This is a genomic window from Nostoc sp., assembly GCF_036919575.1.
Taxonomy (GTDB): Bacteria; Cyanobacteriota; Cyanobacteriia; order Cyanobacteriales; family Nostocaceae; genus Nostoc.
Window position 1 is genome coordinate 1 of record NZ_JBALBY010000109.1, and the last position, 16,784, is coordinate 16,784.

The following is a 16,784-nucleotide window of genomic DNA, read 5'->3' on the forward strand; positions in this document are numbered from 1 at the left end:
TTCCGAGTTCAAAGGCTGAAGTTCCGAGTTCAAAGGCTGAAGTTCCGAGTTCAAAGGCTGAAGTTCCGAGTTCAAAGGCTGAAGTTCCGAGTTCAAAGGCTGAAGTTCCGAGTTCAGAGGCTGAAGTTCCGAGTTCAGAGGCTGAAGTTCCGAGTTCAGAGGCTGAAGTTCCGAGTTCAGAGGCTGAAGTTCTGAGTTCAGAGGTGGAATGAATACGAAACTTACCTTGACAGAGCTAGACTTTGGAGTTTGAAGTTATAAGTTTCTTTCTTAAACTCATAACTCATAACTCCTAACTCCTAACTTTTATTACCGCATTGTGACAAATTCCTCTGCGGCTGAGGGATGGATACCGACAGTGGTATCAAAGTCTTTTTTGGTTGCGCCCATTTTAACTGCGATCGCCACACCTTGGATAATCTCTGCTGCATTTTCACCAACCATGTGAGCGCCTAGGACTTTATCAGTGTTGCTATCAACTACCAACTTCATCATTATCTTCTCTTGCTTACCAGTCAAACTATGGTACATGGGGCGGAAGCGAGTGAGATAAATTTTTACGGCATCACCGATTTTTTCCCGTGCTTCGACTTCTGTCCAGCCTACTGTTGCGGCTTCTGGGTTAGAAAATATGGCTGTAGGTACAGTTTGGTGACTGAATTCACGGCGGTTATTCCCGAATTCACTATCGGCAAAGGCGCGGCCTTCACCAATGGCTACGGGAGTTAAATTAATTCGGTCAGTGACATCCCCAACCGCAAAAATATGCGGTTGACTAGTTTGACTATATTCATTGACTGCGATCGCACTTGTGGTAGGATATCCAAGCCCTTCGATAGAACTAGCGACAACATCAACCCCAGCGTTTTTTAAACCTAGTCCATCTACATTGGGAGTTCGACCGGTCGCAACTAAAAACACGTCGGCAATTATTGGTTTTTGGTCGTCCCCGGATAAAGTCAGTTTCAACCCTTCTGGTACGCGTTCAATTGTTTTTACCACATTATTCTTAATCAGCCGAATTCCGTGGTTTGTCATGCCCTCTTCGATTTCTATGCGAATGTCATCATCAAACCCGTTCAAAATCTTTTCACCTCTGGTAATTTGTGTCACCTCAGAACCCAAACCGCGCATAATACAGGCAAATTCTGTGCCAATATAACCAGCACCAATAATAACTATGTGTTTTGGTTGTTCTTTTAGATGAAAGATTTCGTTAGAGGTAATGCCATATTCCATCCCTGATAAATCTGGCTTTACAGGATACCCACCAACAGCAATTAAAATTTTGTCTGCTGTAACTTTGCGTCCATCAACTTCTACGGTGTGGGGGTCTACCAATGTAGCGCGACTAGGAATTAGTTCCACTCCCGCTTTTTCTAAAAAGCTGATGTGTAGTTGCGACAGTCGCCGAACTTCCTTATCTATAGATGTAATGAAATATTCCCAGTCAAACTCTACATTACCCACTTTCCAGCCATAGCCTGCGGCGTCACTGAACAGTCCAGGAAAATGAGAACCATAGACCATGAGTTTTTTGGGAACGCAACCGCGAATTACACAAGTGCCACCAACTAAATCATATTCAGCGATCGCTACTTTTGCCCCATAGCTAGCCGCCCGTTTGGAAGCCGCCAAACCTCCAGAACCCGCACCAATTACAAACAGGTCGTAATCAAAAGTCATAAATTTATGTATCTCTTTAGTAACAAGTTAGTTCCTGGGAACTTACACAGAATGCAATTGAACTATATAAGGATATCCGGTAAATCCTGTGTAAGTCCTGTCCTTGAATTAATCTAGCGTTAGCAGATGCTATCTCGTCGTAGGGAATATCACTTTTTGCTTTGGTGGCTGTAAAGGCAGTAGTTAAATAATTCGTAATTCGTAATTCGTAATTCGTAGAGACGCGATTAATCGCGTCTGTACTTTTGTGACGGGGATTTAGCCTGTCCTCAACAATGAGAAATCAACTGATGAGACTTTCTAATACAAGTTACCTCAGCAGTTTGATGTGGTTGATATTTCCGAATAGTCTGAAAGCAATACTGCTCGGTTTTTGGTGCATAGTCATTTGAGATCCCCCTTAGTCCCCCGATAAATTGGGGGAAAAATAAGGCATTTTTAGCCCCCCTTTTTAAGGGGGGTTGGGGGGATCGACTCAAAACCTACGCAGTATTGAGTCTGAAAGGGGTTGCTATTCCCGTTTCAGTGGGCGGTCTAGTACTTCGGTTCTGGGAGAGTTTCAGGTGGTTGGACGCACGACTGGAGGAATTACTGGAGTAATGACTGGAGGAATTACTGGAGTAATGACTGGAGGAATTACTGGAGAAATAACTGGAGGCTCGACTGGAGGAATTACTGGAGGAATTACTGGAGGCTCGACTGGAGGAATTACTGGAAGAGTGACTTCGACTGGAGGAATTACTGGAGGAGTGACTGGAGGAATTACTGGAAGAGTGACTTCGACTGGAGGAATTACTGGAAGAGTGACTGGAGGAATTACTGGAAGAGTGACTGGAGGAATTACTGGAAGAGTGACTGGAGGAATTACTGGAGGCTCGACTGGAGGAATTACTGGAAGAGTGACTGGAGGAATTACTGGAGGATTTACCGTCCTACTAGCGTTATTTTTCCCAGGACGCTGCTGAGTATTTGACAGGACTTGTCCTGCGTCTTCAAAGGAATTTAATAGGGAATTATCTTCAATAGGGTGGACTGGGGAATCGTTTGTAATAATGTGGTTGGTGGAGGAAGTTGAAGGACTAGTAGTTAGGTCTGCAAAAGATGGGTTTTCAACTACTCCCTGACCTGTTATTGGCGACTGTGCATTCAAAGCCGCAGCAGTTTCAGCTTGAACGCTAGCGATCGCTGGGTCGGACTTAGGCGTATGATTTTGTTTAGTCAAATCAAATCCCCGAACCAGATCGCTCATTTGATAAAAATTTCTGAGATCAAAATCGTATAAGCCCTGAAATTTGCCTTTAACTATAACCATCATCTGTCCTGCTTGCAGCACCTGAGTTTGAGAAGCTTCCTGATTAGAAACTTCAATGCCGCTATTTGTCAGCGCACCCACAATCGTGGTATCTGTTTGTTGGTTGTAGCGTACAAATAATGCTGAACCACGAATTGCTGCTGCTGCACTTGGCGTTTGTATGCGTGTTTGCCCCCTTCCAGGTGGGATAAGCAGCAATGCGGTTCCGTTTGATAGTCTAAAGCTGCGAGTCTTTGGTAAAAATTCAAATATTGCCTGTTCCCCAACTCGTGCCAAAGAGCCGTCATTAAAACGCAAGTCTGCGAGGGAAGCTCGACCAGTTGACAACCCATCCCCAGGAATCATTGCATCTGATTTGCGTGCAGGACGCTTCTTCTGTCTATCTCTGGGTATCAGTTGTACCAAGTTGCGGAGGTTCTGAATCTCTGCTCGCGTCAGAGGAGTTATGGCATTTACCCGATTTGGCAAAGGCAGTACTATAACTCCCCATAAACCAATCACTAATAGTGGAAAAGATTTATGAAACATAGTTTGAGAATTTGTGAACTTCAACTAATACCAAAAAAGTTAACGGTTTAAGCTATTGCTAATTGTTAGAGTAAGTTTTTTAGGTAAAATTGTTTGAATTTTAGTTGACATTTAATACATAAAATAGATAACAATTGAAGAAGAATTCAGAAGTCAGAATTCAGGAGCGGAGCCGGAGACTTCCGAAAGCTCCGGTCAGAATCAATCAGTCGGGGATTCAGCGCTGCATTGCGGTCTTGGGGTCTCCCCCGCCGCAGGATGCGCGAAGCGCTGTAGAGGAGCAACTTTGTAAGACAGACCCGGGACTCTCTTGTTGACCACTAAATTTTAAATTTAGTGGGGGTGCAAAAACGCCGATTATTCATCCGCCAGTCGTACAGAATTCATTCTGAATTCTGACTCCTGACTCCTGAATTCTGTTCGATAAACTATGTGTTTAGTTTATTTAAGTTTTTGTTCTGAAACTTACATTGTGTGCAATCAAGTCTGTGTCAGATTTCAAAGTTAGTAAAGTTCAGCAAAAATTGGATCGGAGCATCTCAATTTTGCAAAAAAATCTCGGACAAAATCCGAAAAGCAGCAATTTGAGTTTGTAGTCTAAGTATATACCTACAAAGCTAAAATAGATGCACTCAATTGTATATTCTGAGTCGGAACTTCCGATAAAGCTTGTAGGTCTACATTTGCCAAACGCGATCAATGCGATCTAACCAGATGCGACTCAAGAACTGGAAGAATTTGTTTTTTTGTATTTTTTTAGCGTCCAGTGGTGGAAGTTGGTGTTGCATTAGAGTAGATGCGGCAGAATCTGCAAATACAGATATTTGGCGTCCTCAAAATTTAGTAAGCACACAGTTAAATTATCAGCAGTTATGTCAGAAGTTCGAGCAAGAGGCAATTAACTCTTTGTGCAAGCAGGCCAGTGAGTCGCATCCTTTAGACTCGCAGATGCCGTTAAATCTGGCACAGCAAACACGAGAAATAACTCAAGCCCCAGGCACAACCGAAAAACCTGAAGATACTCAAAAGCAAGATGACCCGCCACAGCTAGAATCGCAGCCAAGTAATTTGCCTACATCTCCTCCAGACTCAAAAGAGCAACTATTAAATGCACCTGAGATAAATTACTCTCAAAGGCTAGAGAGGCTAATACAGCTGCTACGATCGCCAAAACTACCACCTGAGTCTTATAGCGATCGCGAATTGGGGTTGCGTGTGCGGTTACTACCCTTAGAACAGCAGCCACTCCCACCAACACAACAACCTGTAGTTCAGTTTAAACCCATAGGCTCTTTACAAGCCCGTGTAGGCTACTTCCAGACAAATAACATTTTTTCCTCAAATCATAGTCCAATAGAAGATGGTTTCATTATTTCTGGACTGACGTTAGCCTCTGCATATTTCCCTTTAGGATCTAAGACTTATTTAAACGGCTCAATTGATGGCAATCTGATTCGTTATCTAAATCAGTCACAATACCATTACAACCAAGTAAGATTCAATCTCAGTATTTACCAGCAGCTATCCCAGCGAATGTACGGAGAAATCAGTTGGAGCAATCAACAGTTATTTTATGCCAATAACAGCGATCGCCTGGATAGCTTTAAAGCAGGCGATCGCTTTTTAAATGAGAATTCCCTGGAACTGTCTTTGGGACGACGAGATCCCTTAACTCCAAAATTAACCCTAGATAGCTTTTACGAATTGAGTATAAATTTTGCTGATCCCCTAAGTCGTAATCGAATAATCAATTCCTTTTGGGTTTCTCTAAACTACTATTTGCAAAAGCCTCTCCAAGTTGGTATTGATTATCAGGGGAACTTCTCGGACTTTACACAGCGCGATCGAGAAGACCAATTCCATCGGCTATTCGGGCACTTAAATTACCAAATATCCGATACCACTAATATGAATGTGCAGGCTGGAGTGAGTTTAGGTAGTTCAACTGACGAAAACATTGACTTTGATGGCTGGTTCTTCAGTATTAATTACAATTTGCAATTAGGTCAGTTTTGATAAAAGTTAGGATTTTTATTTCAGTTTATTTTCTCAACTAGCGAGGGGAGCGATCGCATTAATTATTTCTAATACTTCCATCCCACATGATGGTGTGATCAAGAATAGCATCATTGACATCACCATCAGTACTACCCGTCAAGTTAGCATAGCTGAGGTTAGCCCCATCAAAAATAGCAGCCTCCAACTTGGCGTAGGAGAGATCAGCCCCAATCAACAGAGCATTCTCCAAAGAGGCGCTATACAGGTCAGCCCTATTTAGGTCAGCACCACTGAGATTAGCCCCACTCAAATCCGCACTCAGATGACTATCACTGAGATTAGCCTGTCTGAGATCAGTATTAATCATTTCAGTACCCTCGAAGTGAGTACCTACCAAACAAGCCCCACTGAGGTTGGCATCCATTAGGTTTGCACCATCCAAGTAAGCTCTACTCAGATTAATACCACGCAAGTCGGTTCTACTCAAGTTAGCGTTACTCAAATCAACTCTAGTAAAATCTCTATCTCCAGCAGCATAACGCCTGAGCAATTCCTCAGCATCCATACCTGAACTCCCGCATTAATTAATAACATCGGCTCACAAGATGATCTCTCCTCCAGAAGACTTGTCGCGTACATCTTTCCAAACCTCATCGGGATCTTTCACCTGTGTCCATCACTATTTATTAAAAATTGTGAATAGTAAGAAATTACGGCAATTCTGCGAACTTGTATTAAGTAAATAAAAGTGCGATCGCACAGTTAAAATCAGGTAATATCGGTGAACTCAATTCATCACCATTAAACAACGTAGCAACTAACTTTAAACTCGCTTGTTCGCGTCGATATACTTCCACCTGTTGCTTGCGCCAATCCACAATCCAATATTCTCTCACACCTCTTGCTGAGTAAAGCTTTAGTTTAAGTTCCCTGTCCCGCTTTTCATTTTCACTACCATCAGATAGCACCTCTACAATCAGTTCTGGCGCACCAGTCAAATGCCCGGCCTCGTCTAAAAGTAGGGGCAATCTTTCATTGCTAGCCCAGACAACATCAGGAATCACATTATCATTATCGCCAAAAATTATGCCTGGAGCAGTCACAACTTCTCCCAAACCAGTAGTCTGTGACCAATTATCCAAGGAAGTGCTAATTCTGACACAAGTTTTTTGATGATTCCAGTGAGGCGCTCTGGTCACAAATAAATCTCCGTCAATAATTTCATAGCGATTTCCGTTATCTGGAAACAATTCTAAGTCGGCGGTAGTCCAGCGCACTCTCTCAGATATCGGCTGGTTCATAAATCATCTCTGTTAGAGTATTTACCTATTTTAGCCTGAGTGGAAATTGAAAATTAGTTAATAGTGAGGAGTGAGGAGTTAGGAGTGGGTAGAGACGCGATTAATCGCGTCTGAGTTAGGAGTGAGGAGTTAGGAGTTATTATTCACTCTATGCTCCCCTCATTCCCCAGTCCCTAGTACAGCACGGCGTAAATAAGCCGCTCATTTTTAATGCCTGAAACCCTTGCTAAAACTTAATTACGAATTACGAATTACGAATTACGAATTACGCAAAGCGCTACTAGCTCCCTACACCACTACCTTTTCTAAGATCAGCTTAGAACGCTTGACTTGCTGAGGAATCGCTACGGGATAATCTCCGGTGAAGCAGGCAGAACAGAAACTATTGGTGTCTTCTCGTGTCGCTTCTAGCATTCCGTCCCAACTGAGATAGGCGAGGCTGTCTACTTCCAGTTGCTTGGCAATTTCCGCTACTGACTTGGTAGCAGCAATTAGCTGATCCTGAGAATCGGTATCGATGCCATAGAAGCAGGGATGAGTTACAGGCGGAGAAGAAATTCGCATATGTACTTCTACTGCACCAGCTTCACGCAAGGTTTTAACGAGTTTACGGCTGGTAGTACCCCGTACAATCGAGTCGTCTACGATGATCACTCGTTTACCTGCTAGCACATCTTTGAGGGGGTTGAGTTTCATGCGGATACCTGACTCGCGCATCATTTGCGTTGGTTGAATGAAAGTTCGCCCAACGTAGCGATTTTTAATCAGTCCTTCGGCGTAGGATACACCAGAAGCTTGGGAAAATCCGATCGCAGCAGGTATACCAGAATCAGGAACACCAAAGACAATATCGGCATCTACAGCAGATTCTTTAGCTAGTTGCCGCCCTAACCGCATTCGGTAGCTGTACAAACTCTCGTTGTGCATGACGCTATCAGGGCGGGCAAAGTAAATCATCTCAAAGATACACAATTTCCGCTCGGATTGTTGACTCCAATGATAGGAAGCCAAACCTTCTTCAGTAATCCAAACTAATTCTCCTGGTTCTACGTCTCGCAGGTATTCGGCTCCAATGATGTCTAAACCACAAGTCTCGGAAGCCAAAACGTAACGGAGTGGATTACCAGCCAAAGTGCCAATTACTAGGGGGCGAATGCCATTGGGGTCACGGACACCCATAACACCAATGGGAGTGCCAATGACTAAACTAAAGGCTCCTTTGCAACGGTGAAATGCTTGAGTTGCACCTTCTAGCCAATCTGCGCCAGCATTGACGGCTTCTGCGATCGCAAAAGCGATCATTTCTGAGTCTGTTGTTGTGACTAAGTTACATTTATTCTCAACCAACTCTTGACGCAGTTGCACAGTATTGACTAAATTGCCATTATGTGCGAGTGCCAATGAACCTAAACGAGTTTCCAATACTGCGGGTTGGGCATTAACTTTGCGGCTAGAACCTGTGGTGGAATAACGAGTGTGACCAACAGCAAGGCTACCAGGTAACTGATCCAAGATGGATTCATTGAAAACTTGAGACACCAAGCCCATATCTTTATGGAGATGTACTTGTGTACCCTCAAAGGTGGCAATACCAGCTGATTCTTGACCCCGATGCTGGAGGGCATACAATCCAAAGTAGGTCAGTTTAGCAACGTTTTCTCCTGGGGCGTAGATGCCAAAAACACCACAAGCTTCTTCTGGCTTGTCAGACTGATTTTCATGACTATTGATTGGGTTGTTGGTCTGATCGGGGTATTCATCCGAAGTGACAGAATGAATAGAAATCATGCTAGCTTTGCTCCTGGTGGGGGGGTCAATCAATTTTGGATTTTAGATTGACGATTTTGGATTGATCGCACCATAGTAGGGATGCGGCTTGGGATTTGAGACTGGCTATTTTAGATTTGTTTCGCCCACTAGGAGCAAGACATGAACCAGAAGCAACGCCACCAATCCAAAATCTAAAATTCCAAATCTAAAATCGGTAGTCAAGTCACTGGGATTATCTGGATAGATGGTGGTAGAGTTCTTAACAAATCTTTAACCATCTATTAAAACAGTACCGTAATTATGCTCAGAGACGTTAAAAAAAGAGTTAGGAGTTAGGAGACGCGATTAATCGCGTCTGTACTTAGGAGAGACGCGATTAATCGCGTCTGTACAGGAGTTATGCTTTATTATTCCTAACTCTTCACTTTCAACTCCGGCATGGCGAGACGTCTGGCGATCGCATGGGAATAGCGATCGCTGATATCTTCGATACTAACTTTGATTAAGGCTTGATTATCAGTGGTGAAAACCCCCAAATCCGTCTCAAAATTAGCAACAGTACCTAGTTTTTGCCATTCTTGACCGAGATGTTCCTGTAAATATGATTCCCAAATTTCTTGTTGTGCTGATGCTACAGAAACTAAAATTCTGGCACCACCTTCGGCAAATAGCACCTCATCGAGGCGGTTTAACTGCGTTGGTGCTATTTCTAACTTGATTTCGGCACCAAGGTTGCCAGCAATACAACATTCGGCTATGGCGATCGCCACTCCTCCCTCAGCACTATCATGGGCTGAACGTACCCAACCATTACGAATTCCTTCACGACAAACTTTCTGGACACGGCGTTCTAAGTCAAAATCTACCCGTGGCGGTTTTCCGGCAACAGTACCGTGGATAGTGGCTAAATACTCCGATGCTCCTAAACTGATTTGGGATGTCAGAGGTAATCCCAGAAGATAAATCACATCGCCGGATGCTTGCCAACCTTGACCACAAATTTTGGTTATATCGGGAATTAAGCCCACCATACCGACAACAGGAGTGGGATAAATGGGTTGTGGAATGCCTTGAGAATCGAGGGTTTCATTGTACAAAGAGACATTTCCGCCTGTAACTGGTGTTGCCAATTCTCGGCAACCTTCCGCCAAACCGCGACAAGCTTCTGCTAATTGCCAGTAACCAATCGGTTTTTCTGGAGAGCCAAAATTCAGGTTATCCGTTACCGCCAGAGGTTCTGCACCCACACAGCTAAGATTGCGTGCAGCTTCTGCCACCACTGCCTTAGCTCCTTCGTAGGGGTCAAGATAAACATAACGAGGATTGCAATCTACTGTGGCAGCAACTCCTGATTTTAGATTTTGGATTTGGGATTTTAGATTGGGGATTTGTTCTAGGGGGCGCAAACGGATAACAGCTGCATCTGCACCACCTGGGAGTATTACTGTATTATTTTGTACTTGATGGTCATACTGACGATATACCCAATTTTTAGAAGCGATCGTGGGTGTATCGAGCAAAGTTAAGAGAATATCATTCCAGCTTTGCAGGTGTCCTTGGAGTTCTATTCCAGCAGTTGTGCAATCAGGTAAGGAATCAGCAGTCCATTCCCAAGCTTGACGCGCATATTCTGGCGGTTCTGTCAATAATTCCCGGTGATATAGTGGCGTATTCTCCGCCAAAGCTTCAGCAGGAATTTCTGCTGCAATTTCACCCTGGAAGAAAATCCGCACGATCGGTTCAGCGATAACTGTACCAGCAACAACGGCTTGAAGTCCCCAACGGTGAAAAATATCGATTAATTCCTGCTCACGCCCCTTGTGAGCAACAAACAGCATTCGTTCTTGAGATTCCGAAAGCAGATATTCATAAGGAACCATCCCCGTTTCTCTGACGGGAATCTTATCTAAATCTAGTTCAATTCCCACACCGCCTTTAGCCGCCATCTCTGAGGTAGAACAGGTGATCCCCGCCGCTCCCATATCTTGTGCGGCGACAACTGCACCTGTCTTAAATGCCTCCAGACAAGCTTCAATTAATGACTTTTCCAAAAATGGATCGCCCACTTGCACAGCAGGGCGATCGTCTATTGACTGTGAACTCAATTCTGCACTAGCAAAACTCGCGCCTCCCATACCATCGCGCCCGGTGGTGGAACCAACATACAGCACGGGGTTGCCTAAGCCAGATGCTCCAGATTTGACGATTTCTGCTGTTTCCATCAACCCTAGTGCCATAACGTTCACCAGAGGATTACCAGAGTAAGCAGAGTCAAAGTAAACTTCGCCGCCAACGGTGGGTACTCCAACGCAATTACCATAATGGGCAATTCCTGCCACTACGCCTTGGAACAGCCTTTGCGTTTTGGCATCTTCTAGGGAACCGAAGCGCAGGGAATTTAATAGAGCAATGGGACGCGCACCCATTGTAAAAATATCTCTGAGAATGCCTCCTACTCCAGTTGCTGCACCTTGAAAGGGTTCTACAGCTGAGGGGTGGTTGTGGGATTCAATCTTAAAGGCTAGTTGGAGTCCGTCGCCCAAGTCTACAACACCAGCATTTTCACCAGGCCCCACGAGGATGCGATCGCCTGTCGTGGGAAACTGTTTTAATAATGCGCGTGAATTTTTGTAACAGCAATGCTCTGACCACATCACCCCAAACATTCCCAGTTCGGCTTTGTTAGGATGGCGTCCTAAGCGACGGACAATTTCTTCATATTCTTCTGGCTTTAAACCTTGTGCGGCGATTTCTCCACCGGAAAAGGCTGGTTTTGAGGTTGCAGTCATGGAAGTAATGCACTCTGGGGGGACAGAGCATTATTCTATCGATTTCTTAGTCACTAGACTTCTTGCATAAATCAAAAAAAGAAGCCCACCCCGCCTTTAACTTACGTCAAATTCTCCCCTCCCCGCAGGCGGGGAGGGGCTGGGGGTGGGGTGTTAGGGACTTTTGCAAGAGGTCTACTTTCGAAATAACCTTATTGACGCGGTTACGCCTAGAGGTTGACATTTTTCGAGTGCTAAAGTAATGGTATCTTCAAGCTTCATATTTGATCATGAACACCATTACCATCAAAATTCCCGATGAGCGTTTGTTGAAGCTGCAAGAAACTGCCAGTAACCTTGGCGTATCAATAGAAGAATTAGTGCTAATGGGTATTGAAGAAGTACTAAATAAACCAAACGCATCTTTCAAAGGTGCGATGGATTACGTACTCAAGAAAAACACTGAACTTTACAAGCGGTTGGCGTGATGCGCTATCTCACCCTAGAAGAGGTGTTGGAACTCTATCATCGCATAGTTGAGCAGTCAGGTGGATCGGCAGGTATTTCCAACATAGGTGGATTAGAATCAGCGATCGCTCAACCACAAATGACATTTGCTGGTGAGGAACTTTACCCTACAATAGTTGAAAAAGCTTCTGCGCTTGGTTTTTCCCTAATTAAAAATCATCCTTTCATCGATGGTAATAAACGCATTGGTCACGCGGCGATGGAAGTATTTCTAGTGTTGAATGGTTTTGAGATTAACGCAGCGCTGGACGAACAAGAGCAGGTAATTTTACAGGTTGCATCTGGTGAGTTAGGACGAGACAAGTTTACTGAATGGCTTCGTAATCGGATAGTACCAAAGCCAGACTTTCTATAAGTCATCTGAAAATAGGTTTGTGTTTAGGCGATGCCTACGGTGGTAACAGAGCTTTGTCGAAGTGCGGCAAGCTACGCACTTCTACTTTTCTGTAAATTGAAGCGCCATGTTTAAAGATAATTTGACTAAGTAATTTAACTGCAATTTATGAGACTATACCTTGCGGAAATATACTGAAACCCAGAGATTATTTGAGTATATGCAGTTTAGCTGTCACAATCAAGTGACGAGAATCACACTTATGTATGATTAGGATCGTCTCCCTGCGATCGCTAACTAGTGATAATTAATCATAACTGAACTCTAGCCGAGTCATTAATAGGGAACACACTTAATTACCGACAGCCTTAATCAAGGACTGTCGGTTTTTTGTATCTACATCTCATTTGAGCAATGCCCAATGCCCATAAAATTTCCCCACAACTGGTTGATAACTTGACAGAGATTTTGCCAGAGTCACTACCAAATGTGGGGAAGGTATGATCAAATTGGGGATCTTATGCCTAGCGAGTGCTAAGATATTGCACTCACTCTAGTAGACCGGAAGTATACTCGGAGAACAGCACACACTTTGTATCTATTAAGACATCGCTTGAATGATGTAATCAAAGTAAGGTGCTGCTTGAGCAGAGTCTTCCGCACTGAGTAAGCCAAGGGAGGCTGTTTTGAGGGAATTGATCGCCTCTACCATTCCAGGCACGGGAACGCCCAATGAATTGTACATTTCTCGCACGCCAATCAAACCAATTTTTTCAATTGGCTCTTTGTCACCGGCAAGCACGCCATAAGTAATTAGACGTAAGTACCAGCCAAAATCACGGATACATAGAGAGCGTTGGCGTTCTCCGTAAGCATTACCTCCGGGGGAGATAAAGTCAGGACGCTTCTGCCAAAGTTGTTTGGTTGCTTCCTGAACTATCTTTTTTTCGTTTTCGGCTAAGGTAGCCGCAATCCGTGTCCGTTGTACGCCGGTTTGCAAAAAGTCTTTGATATTTTTAAGTTCGCCACTGCTGGGATAACGCAGTTCGTCGTCGGCTTGGAGAATAACTTGGCTAATTACAGTCATGATGATTGAAATCACCTGAAATATTATCTGTTAGTTTAGCGAGTCGGAGGTACACAAGTGAAGAGATAGGAGCTACTTATGTATTGAACTTATCTGTTTGGGGGGAGTGGGGAGTGGGGAGTGGGGGAATGAGGGAGATGGAGGAGATGAGGGGGATGAGGGAGATGAGGGAGAAATAACCAATGCCCAATGCCCAATGCCCAATGCCCAATGCCCAATGCCCAATGCCCAATGACAAATGACAAATGACAAATGACCAATGACAAATAACTAATGACTAAAATAATTTGGCAACAGGGTGAATTAATTGAAGTGACGATCGCTAATCTGAGTGATACTGGTGATGGTGTGGGACGCGCTGATGAGCGTGTTGTGTTTGTCCCGGATGCTGTACCAGGTGATCGCGCGATCGTCCGCTTGGTACATGTTAAACCCAAATACGCCCACGGGAAGCTCCAGCAGCTATTGTCACCATCCCCTCACCGGATTAGACCTAGTTGTATTGTCGCTGACAAGTGCGGTGGTTGCCAGTGGCAGCATATTGATTATAGTTACCAGCTAGCAGCCAAGCAAAATCAAGTTATCCAAGCAATGGAGCGCATTGGCGGTTTTGTCCAACCACCGGTAGATGCGGTACTCGCCGCCCCTTCTGCTTTAAATTACCGTAACAAATCTACATATCCTCTAGGCATATCGGCAACAGGACAGGTACAAGCTGGATATTACCAAAAAGGTAGTCACCAATTAATTAACTTAAATCAATGTCCAGTCCAAGACGCCCGATTAAATCCTTTATTAGCCGAAGTTAAGCAGGATATTCAACAACGGGATTGGCAAATTTACGACGAACAGCGTCACCAAGGGAAAATTCGCCATCTCGGTTTACGCATTGGCCGACACACTGGGGAAATGTTGCTGACTTTGGTGGTGAAGGACTGGAATTTATCAGGAATTGAAACTCAAGCCCAGGAATGGTTAAAGCGCTATCCCCAGTTAGTGGGAGTGTCGCTCAATCGTAATAGCGATCGCACAAATGCTATCTTTGGATCAGAAACCCGTTGCATCGCTGGAGTCCCACACCTGCGTGAAAATTTTGCTGGACTGGAATTTCAAGTGCGCCCAGATACATTTTTCCAAGTGTATACAGAAACAGCAGAGGCACTATTGCAGGTAATTCAATCAGAACTCAATCTTCAAGGGCATGAGTTGCTAGTTGATGCCTACTGTGGTATTGGGACTTTAACTTTACCCCTCGCCAAAAAAGTACGTATTGCTAGAGGATTAGAAGTGCAACCAGCAGCAGTAGACCAAGCTATTTTGAATGCCCACCGCAATGGAATTGATAATGTGACATTTCAAGTTGGGGCAGTAGAAAAATTGCTTCCCAAAATGGACACAATACCAGATGTAGTAATACTCGATCCGCCACGTAAAGGGTGCGATCGCGCTGTCATCGACACTTTACGGCAATTGAAACCATCTCGGATCGTTTACGTCAGCTGTAAAGTATCTACCCTCGCCCGTGACCTGAAATTGCTTTGTCAAGATGGGCAATATACTATCACACGGGTGCAACCTGCTGATTTTTTTCCTCAAACTGCTCATGTTGAAGCTGCCGCCTTTCTTGTGCTATCAGATTTGGACAAGGGTAGTAATTCCTTTAAAAAAACTGAAATTTGAAATTTTTAGTCTACTGCATACTAAAGATGCTAAAATTAAATTAAGCTAAAAATAGAAATTCATTTTGTTTAAAGAAATTCAAGTTGCATAGGCTCTTAAAAATGTGAAATTGGATTGTGTAAATGACAAATCGGCAATTAACTAGAGTATGCCAATACTCTATTAAATTACTAGTATCTTTTTAAGATGCTGACCTCATTATCAAACTTATTCCAGCCGCTATATATCTAAGCAATCCCAACTCATAGATAAAGCCAATGCTCCCTAGCATTTTCAAAATTTAGTTTTAAAGACGCAAGTTTGAAGGCAGCATGACCACCTCAAGTTTTATCAGGGTGCCTGTAATAGCAAACTGATGTCTAGCTAACTGAAAGCTATGGGGTTTCTCTTGTGATTACTATTTCACTCCGTCCAGTTGGACGCTATTGGGGCACTATTAGTTTTGCCTCAACCCTCTATCTTTGTCCAATATTAGATTTATTGTTGGCAGAAATCCCAGCAAAGTTACAAGCAGAATTGCGGTTAGGACTTCAAGAAGCCCTAGTAAACGCCGCTAAACATGGCAATAATCTTGATCCCAGTAAAACAGTTGTAGTGCGTTTTTCCTTAATAGATAATCAATATTGGTGGATAATATCAGACCAGGGTAGCGGCTTTACTCCTTCATCTAGTAGTGATGAAGAGTCAACAGACTATCTGCCACCAGATGAGGCAGAAAGTGGTCGTGGTTTATCTCTTCTCCATCAAATTTTTGATCAGGTGCAGTGGAACCGCAAAGGCACAGAATTGAGGCTTTGTAAACAAATGGAAAATCGCCGGGGATTATCTCTGCGGCGATAAAAGGAGAGTGGGGAATGGTGAGTGGGGAGTGGGGAAAGTTATTAGTTGATTGATTTTTTATATTCCCTATTCACTACTCCCTACTCCCTACTCCCTACTCCCATGAGTCGGACAGGGAGGCGCAGAAATAGAACGATCTAACCAACCAACAGCTTGTTCTAATCTAGCTTGAGCTTCTTGTGGCTGATTCTTTAAAAGATACACAATCGCTGCTGCCACTTGTTCATTAGCGCGGGAATTGCGGTTAGACTTGAGGCGATGCCAATCGTTAGGGGAGATACTCAGCCTTTCCATGAGGACTTGAGCTATTTCCAGAGTACTAAGTTCATTCAGTTGACTGGTTTTCGGCAACTGGGTAGATTGAGACATAATTATGATTCCTTGGTCTTTTGTCCTTGGTCTTTTGTCCTTCGTCTTTTGTCCTTTGAGAAATTACCAATGACTAATGACTAATGACTAATGACAATTGGTTCACATTTAATCTTAGTTTACTACTTGTACATGAAGCCGTCTAAACAATCACAACCGCCAGGGGAAAATCCCGAACCAGATTTTGAACAAGAACTGGAAGAAGTAGAGCGATCGCTCCTATCCTTAAAAGAGCGGTATGATCAAGTGCAACGCGATCGCCAACAACAGGCACAATGGCAACAGCATCGGGATCAACTGAAACATAATAAATCTCAGACACCAGAAATCAAAGCAGAGTTACGGCAAATTCAACAGCAGTTGGAAATGCTAGAACAAAACTTAGAAAGCCAGTTATTTTCTTGGCGTAGCCTCAAAAAACCTTTCTGGCAAGTCGTCCGCTTTGGTGGAATGGGCGTTATCATAGGCTGGATATTAAAGTCTTATGCTGGGTAATCTCAATTTTGGATTTTAGATTTTGGATTTTAGATTGGGTTAAATCGTTAAGATTATTTAATATCCGTACTCCATACGTTGACGAAAT

16 protein-coding genes are annotated in these 16,784 nt (G+C 43.7%); 7 read left to right on the top strand and 9 right to left on the bottom strand.

Annotation, left to right across the window (positions count from 1 at the left end):
- On the top strand, positions 1-212 hold a 212-nt coding region (locus tag V7K27_RS28065), incomplete at its 5' end, for a hypothetical protein (RefSeq protein ID WP_334951649.1).
- Between the two features lie 97 nt (positions 213-309).
- Here V7K27_RS28065 and gor read toward each other — a convergent pair.
- Both gor and V7K27_RS28075 read right to left on the bottom strand, forming a co-directional pair.
- The gene (gor, locus tag V7K27_RS28070) at positions 310-1,686 is read right to left on the bottom strand and encodes a glutathione-disulfide reductase (RefSeq protein ID WP_334951650.1); all 1,377 of its coding nucleotides are present in this window, start codon (positions 1,684-1,686) and stop codon (positions 310-312) included.
- 559 nt (positions 1,687-2,245) lie between these two features.
- A complete protein-coding gene (locus V7K27_RS28075; RefSeq protein ID WP_334951652.1) occupies positions 2,246-3,526 on the bottom strand; it encodes a FecR family protein in 1,281 nt (426 codons plus the stop codon).
- A gap of 714 nt (positions 3,527-4,240) precedes the next feature.
- On the opposite strand from V7K27_RS28075, the gene V7K27_RS28080 reads away from it, so the two are divergent.
- A complete protein-coding gene (locus V7K27_RS28080; RefSeq protein ID WP_334951787.1) occupies positions 4,241-5,542 on the top strand; it encodes a hypothetical protein in 1,302 nt (433 codons plus the stop codon).
- A 58-nt stretch (positions 5,543-5,600) separates the two neighbouring features.
- Here the strand turns inward: V7K27_RS28080 and V7K27_RS28085 are convergent, their stop codons facing one another.
- The 4 genes from V7K27_RS28085 to purL all read right to left on the bottom strand — a co-directional run bounded on the left by V7K27_RS28085 (position 5,601) and on the right by purL (position 11,384).
- Complete coding sequence (locus tag V7K27_RS28085; protein ID WP_334951653.1) at positions 5,601-6,089, bottom strand: pentapeptide repeat-containing protein; 489 nt, start codon at positions 6,087-6,089, stop codon at positions 5,601-5,603.
- 169 nt (positions 6,090-6,258) lie between these two features.
- Positions 6,259-6,825, bottom strand: a complete 567-nt coding sequence (locus tag V7K27_RS28090; protein WP_334951654.1) for a Uma2 family endonuclease — start codon at positions 6,823-6,825, stop codon at positions 6,259-6,261.
- A gap of 288 nt (positions 6,826-7,113) precedes the next feature.
- Positions 7,114-8,613 (bottom strand): amidophosphoribosyltransferase, encoded by a 1,500-nt coding sequence (gene purF / locus V7K27_RS28095; protein ID WP_334951655.1) that lies wholly within the window; start codon positions 8,611-8,613, stop codon positions 7,114-7,116.
- A 395-nt stretch (positions 8,614-9,008) separates the two neighbouring features.
- Complete coding sequence (purL, locus tag V7K27_RS28100; protein WP_334951656.1) at positions 9,009-11,384, bottom strand: phosphoribosylformylglycinamidine synthase subunit PurL; 2,376 nt, start codon at positions 11,382-11,384, stop codon at positions 9,009-9,011.
- Positions 11,385-11,653: 269 nt separating this feature from the next.
- Here purL and V7K27_RS28105 point away from each other — a divergent pair, with 269 nt between their 5' ends.
- Positions 11,654-11,851, top strand: coding sequence for a DNA-binding protein (locus V7K27_RS28105; protein ID WP_334951657.1), 198 nt, complete (start codon positions 11,654-11,656; stop codon positions 11,849-11,851).
- Positions 11,851-12,246 carry a type II toxin-antitoxin system death-on-curing family toxin gene (locus tag V7K27_RS28110; protein WP_334951788.1) on the top strand — a complete coding sequence of 132 codons (396 nt, stop codon included), beginning with the start codon at positions 11,851-11,853 and terminating at the stop codon, positions 12,244-12,246. Before V7K27_RS28105 ends, V7K27_RS28110 begins: the two co-directional genes overlap by 1 nt.
- Before the next feature lie 580 nt (positions 12,247-12,826).
- Here the strand turns inward: V7K27_RS28110 and V7K27_RS28115 are convergent.
- Both V7K27_RS28115 and V7K27_RS28120 read right to left on the bottom strand, forming a co-directional pair.
- Entirely contained in the window at positions 12,827-13,312 is a 486-nt protein-coding gene (locus V7K27_RS28115) for an allophycocyanin subunit alpha-B (protein ID WP_334951659.1), read from the bottom strand.
- A gap of 72 nt (positions 13,313-13,384) precedes the next feature.
- Complete coding sequence (locus tag V7K27_RS28120; RefSeq protein WP_334951660.1) at positions 13,385-13,564, bottom strand: hypothetical protein; 180 nt, start codon at positions 13,562-13,564, stop codon at positions 13,385-13,387.
- 21 nt (positions 13,565-13,585) lie between these two features.
- On the opposite strand from V7K27_RS28120, the gene rlmD reads away from it, so the two are divergent.
- A complete protein-coding gene (rlmD, locus tag V7K27_RS28125) occupies positions 13,586-14,992 on the top strand; it encodes a 23S rRNA (uracil(1939)-C(5))-methyltransferase RlmD (RefSeq protein WP_334951661.1) in 1,407 nt (468 codons plus the stop codon).
- Between the two features lie 390 nt (positions 14,993-15,382).
- Positions 15,383-15,832, top strand: coding sequence for an ATP-binding protein (locus tag V7K27_RS28130; protein WP_334951662.1), 450 nt, complete (start codon positions 15,383-15,385; stop codon positions 15,830-15,832).
- 87 nt (positions 15,833-15,919) lie between these two features.
- On the opposite strand, the gene V7K27_RS28135 is transcribed toward V7K27_RS28130, so the two are convergent.
- Positions 15,920-16,201, bottom strand: a complete 282-nt coding sequence (locus V7K27_RS28135) for a DUF6439 family protein (RefSeq protein WP_334951663.1) — start codon at positions 16,199-16,201, stop codon at positions 15,920-15,922.
- A 132-nt stretch (positions 16,202-16,333) separates the two neighbouring features.
- Here V7K27_RS28135 and V7K27_RS28140 point away from each other — a divergent pair, with 132 nt between their 5' ends.
- Entirely contained in the window at positions 16,334-16,696 is a 363-nt protein-coding gene (locus V7K27_RS28140) for a hypothetical protein (RefSeq protein ID WP_334951789.1), read from the top strand.
- Positions 16,697-16,784 lie beyond the last annotated feature (88 nt).

Coding starts and splice junctions, on each gene's coding strand:
- gor (WP_334951650.1), bottom strand. CDS start 1,686: ATGACTTTTGATTACGACCTGTTTGTAATTGGTGCGGGTTCTGGAGGT.
- V7K27_RS28075 (WP_334951652.1), bottom strand. CDS start 3,526: ATGTTTCATAAATCTTTTCCACTATTAGTGATTGGTTTATGGGGAGTT.
- V7K27_RS28080 (WP_334951787.1), top strand. CDS start 4,241: ATGCGACTCAAGAACTGGAAGAATTTGTTTTTTTGTATTTTTTTAGCG.
- V7K27_RS28085 (WP_334951653.1), bottom strand. CDS start 6,089: ATGGATGCTGAGGAATTGCTCAGGCGTTATGCTGCTGGAGATAGAGAT.
- V7K27_RS28090 (WP_334951654.1), bottom strand. CDS start 6,825: ATGAACCAGCCGATATCTGAGAGAGTGCGCTGGACTACCGCCGACTTA.
- purF (WP_334951655.1), bottom strand. CDS start 8,613: ATGATTTCTATTCATTCTGTCACTTCGGATGAATACCCCGATCAGACC.
- purL (WP_334951656.1), bottom strand. CDS start 11,384: ATGACTGCAACCTCAAAACCAGCCTTTTCCGGTGGAGAAATCGCCGCA.
- V7K27_RS28105 (WP_334951657.1), top strand. CDS start 11,654: ATGAACACCATTACCATCAAAATTCCCGATGAGCGTTTGTTGAAGCTG.
- V7K27_RS28110 (WP_334951788.1), top strand. CDS start 11,851: ATGCGCTATCTCACCCTAGAAGAGGTGTTGGAACTCTATCATCGCATA.
- V7K27_RS28115 (WP_334951659.1), bottom strand. CDS start 13,312: ATGACTGTAATTAGCCAAGTTATTCTCCAAGCCGACGACGAACTGCGT.
- rlmD (WP_334951661.1), top strand. CDS start 13,586: ATGACTAAAATAATTTGGCAACAGGGTGAATTAATTGAAGTGACGATC.
- V7K27_RS28135 (WP_334951663.1), bottom strand. CDS start 16,201: ATGTCTCAATCTACCCAGTTGCCGAAAACCAGTCAACTGAATGAACTT.
- V7K27_RS28140 (WP_334951789.1), top strand. CDS start 16,334: ATGAAGCCGTCTAAACAATCACAACCGCCAGGGGAAAATCCCGAACCA.